This is a genomic window from Rhodococcus phenolicus, from assembly GCF_001646785.1.
Lineage (GTDB): Bacteria > Actinomycetota > Actinomycetes > Mycobacteriales > Mycobacteriaceae > Rhodococcus > Rhodococcus phenolicus.
Window position 1 is genome coordinate 1 of record NZ_LRRH01000175.1, and the last position, 3,871, is coordinate 3,871.

Annotated in this window: 6 protein-coding genes; 4 read left to right on the top strand and 2 right to left on the bottom strand. The window is 64.7% G+C overall.

Annotated features, from left to right (window positions below; translation table 11 throughout):
- Positions 1-198 precede the first annotated feature (198 nt).
- Positions 199-1,086: a replication initiation protein gene (locus A8G15_RS28560; protein ID WP_068166579.1), complete on the bottom strand. Its 888-nt coding sequence runs from the start codon at positions 1,084-1,086 to the stop codon at positions 199-201.
- A 187-nt stretch (positions 1,087-1,273) separates the two neighbouring features.
- On the opposite strand from A8G15_RS28560, the gene A8G15_RS28565 reads away from it, so the two are divergent.
- The 4 genes from A8G15_RS28565 to A8G15_RS28580 all read left to right on the top strand — a co-directional run bounded on the left by A8G15_RS28565 (position 1,274) and on the right by A8G15_RS28580 (position 3,542).
- Complete coding sequence (locus A8G15_RS28565) at positions 1,274-1,543, top strand: hypothetical protein (protein WP_068166580.1); 270 nt, start codon at positions 1,274-1,276, stop codon at positions 1,541-1,543.
- Entirely contained in the window at positions 1,540-1,815 is a 276-nt protein-coding gene (locus tag A8G15_RS28570; RefSeq protein ID WP_068166581.1) for a ParB family protein, read from the top strand. Before A8G15_RS28565 ends, A8G15_RS28570 begins: the two co-directional genes overlap by 4 nt.
- A 168-nt stretch (positions 1,816-1,983) precedes the next feature.
- Complete coding sequence (locus A8G15_RS30930; protein WP_156665617.1) at positions 1,984-2,289, top strand: hypothetical protein; 306 nt, start codon at positions 1,984-1,986, stop codon at positions 2,287-2,289.
- A gap of 350 nt (positions 2,290-2,639) precedes the next feature.
- A complete protein-coding gene (locus A8G15_RS28580) occupies positions 2,640-3,542 on the top strand; it encodes a DUF2637 domain-containing protein (protein WP_245688049.1) in 903 nt (300 codons plus the stop codon).
- Between the two features lie 115 nt (positions 3,543-3,657).
- Here the strand turns inward: A8G15_RS28580 and A8G15_RS31590 are convergent.
- On the bottom strand, positions 3,658-3,871 hold a 214-nt coding region (locus tag A8G15_RS31590), incomplete at its 5' end, for a hypothetical protein (protein ID WP_211270262.1).

Sequence of the window (3,871 nt, forward strand, 5' to 3'; positions counted from 1 at the left end):
TGATCACTACGCGATGGCCCACTCTCATCGAGGGAGCGACACGCCGCGGACCTGGCCGGATGCCCTCAGCCGATTCCCACCACTCCCCGGGACTTACCCCGGCGATCAGGCGACGTGCAGTGCGCTCCGACGAACCGAGCCGGCGTGCCAGTTCCTTTGCGGTGATGGACCGCCGCTGTTGTGCCTGGGCACGGCCGCTCATTGCGCGAACTCCAATGCTGTCGCCAAATCGAACTTGGTCGCCCGCTTCCTGTTGGCTTCCCGTTTGGCGGAGCTCATGACCTTGCCGCCCTTGCTGCCACGTGCTGCCTGGCGAGCACGAAACGTACCTTCGTCGAAGTTACGCCAAATCCACTTGCCGATGGAGTACGCGGTGGCACGGACCTCAACGAAAGGGAGCGGGTCGGCGAACTCGCTGTTGATGCCATGACAGCGCTGAAGCACCAGCTGGAGCCACTGGTCGACGGTGCCATGACGGTGGTGCCACCACTGCGGGTACGCCCACTTGCGAGCAGTGTCGAACATCGTCACATTGCGGCCCAAACCCACGGAGCGGTCGGGCCGGCGCGGGGCCTGACGAGGGGTGTAGATGGTCGCCAGATCCCGCAACGAGTACGGGTCCGCTGGGCCGTAAATGGTTTCCCACTCAGGGTGGATCGGGTTCTTGGTCAGCTGCCCGCCGTAGGAGAAGTCCCCATCTACGGAGATACACAGACCTCGCTCGATGCGATGGGCGTAGCGCAGCGGGGTCAATCGTGCCGAGTCGGTACGGCAGACTCGATGGTCGCCCAGCCACCAACCCAGGTGGGCCCGCCCGGAGGGAGACTGCGCGACCCAGCTCGGCGTCGGATGATCCGAGGGCTTCTCGAACGCGCGCATCGCCGCATCGGGGTGGTCACAGTCGATGACGATCGATCCGAGCAACGCGTGTGGAGAGTGCTGGATGTAGCGCATCATCAGTGCCTGGTCGCGGCTCATTCGGTACTGACCGTGCTCGAGTTGATTCGTCGCGAACGGTCGATGCGGCAGTAGCACCTCATTTCCCCACTGCTCGTCACTGAGAAGGGACTCCCCCACCGTTTCCATGCCGAGTACTGTGCGCTACCAAGATCGACTATTCGGGTAGGACACGCCGAGCCATATACGGAAATTATTCGGGTAGGACATGCCAAGCCATATCAGGTATCCGCCCGGCTCTCTTCTTTCCGACCCTCGAACATGTCCGCTCGTGGCAGAGTCCACGACCTCACGTACCGAAGTTACGATGAGAACCATGACCGGGAAGAAGCGCATGGCTTTCGACATCACCGAGGCCGACGCCGACCGGATACGCGCCGCCTACGTCGGCACCCGCGCCGTCCTGCCCCCGGCCACACTCAGCGAATTCATCACCGAACTGCTCCTCGAGGGCGCGCATCACCTCGAACAAGCCCACAACAGTGGCCGGCCCTGGCGCCCACCCACCCGCGGCGAGCTCAAATCCCTGTCCCAGACCGGCGTCGGTCGCAACGCCCCGACTCGCCTGGACCGAGGCTCCGAGTGACCCAGCCCGACCCCACGCCCAAGGCCCCGCGCACCCCACGCCCCAAACTCGGATTCCACACCGACCAGGCCGAGCGCATCCGTGCCGCCTACCTCGGCACGCGCCCGCACCTTCCACCGAGTACCTTCGGTGAATTCCTCGAAGCCGCCGTCCTCGAGAAGATCGAACGTCTCGAAGCCGAGCATCACAACGGCCGGGCGTGGGACGCACCCGCAGAAGGCGACATCAAATCCGCCTCGCAGACCAACGTCGGTCGCTGGAACCGAGCCTGATCGACCCTCACAGGTCACATCCGTGACGAGTCCGCACCAGTAGGACGACCGTCGCCGGACCGCTGTGCGACGACACGTCGCACAGCCGAGGTCGATGATTCTCACCGCTGTTGCACTGTGTCGCGTACGCTCCACTCCTGCATGGTTCTCATTGTTACTATGGGTTCTATGAATGAACGCGAGGGCGTGCACGAAGACGAGACGGTTCCTTCGCACGCACAAGAACCATCCGACCCCAAAGCCTCCACCAGCGAGAATCTCCCGAATCGCACGGTGAGAGCGATGGTGACCGTCTATGCGATCCTGTTCGCAATTCTCGCCGTCGCCCTCAGCATCGAAGGGGTCGAACCTCTGCGAGTGCTGGCGATTGAGGCCGGTATCCCGAGCTCTCACGCGTTCGCATTTCCGGTCGTAATCGGCGGGACGGCAATTCTCGTTGCGGTGCTCGTTCTCGTGCGTCGAGACGGCAAGTGAGGACCGTCCGGCGCGGCCCTCTCACGTCGCTGCCTCATGACGCAGTGCCGACCTCGATTATCAGCCCGGTCTCGTCGGTACGAGACTGGTCACGCTGCGTCCTCGCAGGGGGAGATCTCATCCTCGGCATGTGACGGCAGCGCCCGTCGCGATGAGAACCCTCCGCGCCCCGGCGTCGATCGCATCGCGTTCCGACCGGGCGCAGTCGTATCCCACGATTCTCACCCCGCCGCTCCCGCGTCTCTCAGATGAGAATCGCGCTGTGACCAGAGACTCTCATCTGAGACGTGTCAGGCTTCTCATTCATAGTTTCCATAGTTATGATGGGAACTATGACACGGATGGGACGCATGAGAACGCTCGAAGCCCTGCGCCAGCGCCGCCGGGACTCGCGTGCCGAGAAGGCCGCTCGCGCTGCGACCGCGCCGGACCTCACCGACAGTGATCAGCTGCACGACAGGCCACGTCGGCGCCGGCGCGACTCGCGCGCCGAGAAAGCCGCACTCACCGCGGTCGCGCCGGACCCCACCGTCAGCGGGTGGCTGTGGTGCTGCTCGGTGGCCATCACCATCGTCATCGCAGCGGCATCGTTCATTCTCAGCTTCATCGCACTGCGCGACCTGTGCGTCCAGGCCGGGCAGCCGGAGGAAACAGCGTTCCTGTTCCCCGTCATCATCGACGGGACGATCCTGCAAGCCACCCTCGGCGTGGTCACCCAGCGGCACAACGACCGGTCCCGCAAGTTCTTCTGGAAGATTCTGACCGCAGCGGCCGCCGTGTCGATCGCAGGCAACGCCATCCACGCCGTGCTCACCATCGCCCCCGGTTTCAACCCCATCCTCGCCGCGGTCATCGCCACCCTCCCGCCGGCAGCCCTGCTCGCTTCCACACACAGCCTGACTGTCCTCGGACGCCGTGCCGCCACAACCCGGCCGACCCAGCAGCCCCAGTCGCAGGCCGTCCCGGTGCCGGCCGAGACACACCATCACGCACCCGCGGCTGTCGCACGGACGGTCGCGCCCGCAGTTGTCGCGCGTGAGCTCGGGCGCCAGCTCGAAGTTCCGCTCCCCGAACTCGACGGCGTCGACCCGATCCCGCAGTTCCGCTCCCACGAAGAGCGCCGCGAATGGGCATTGGCCCGCCGCGAAGCCGATGTCGACATCACCGACATCGCCCGCGAAGTCGACCGCTCCGTCGCCACCGTCTACCGGTGGATCTCGGAATCCCCCAAATCGCACCAGGTCGCCGTCTGACCAGACACGCACCATCCACGCACCACATGCACATCAGATACAAATCAAACAGCACTCAATTCAGCATCAAAAACACACCTGAAACAGTGACTCGCTGATCTTGATCAGATGTCAGTCAGATGCGCAATAGGTTCATCCTCGGCGCACCGAACCCGGCCTCGACCCCGGTTCGGTGCGCCGAGTCGCGTCCGTTCAGAGTGCTGCACCCGGGGGCGATCCGCCCCTGGACCCCCGTCGGGTCGGGGTCGGTGCCGACGCGGACCCCGCTCTGTGGCCGGGTGTGCGGTCGGGTGATGGCCTCCGTGGTCTCGGGGCCGGGAAACGTAGGC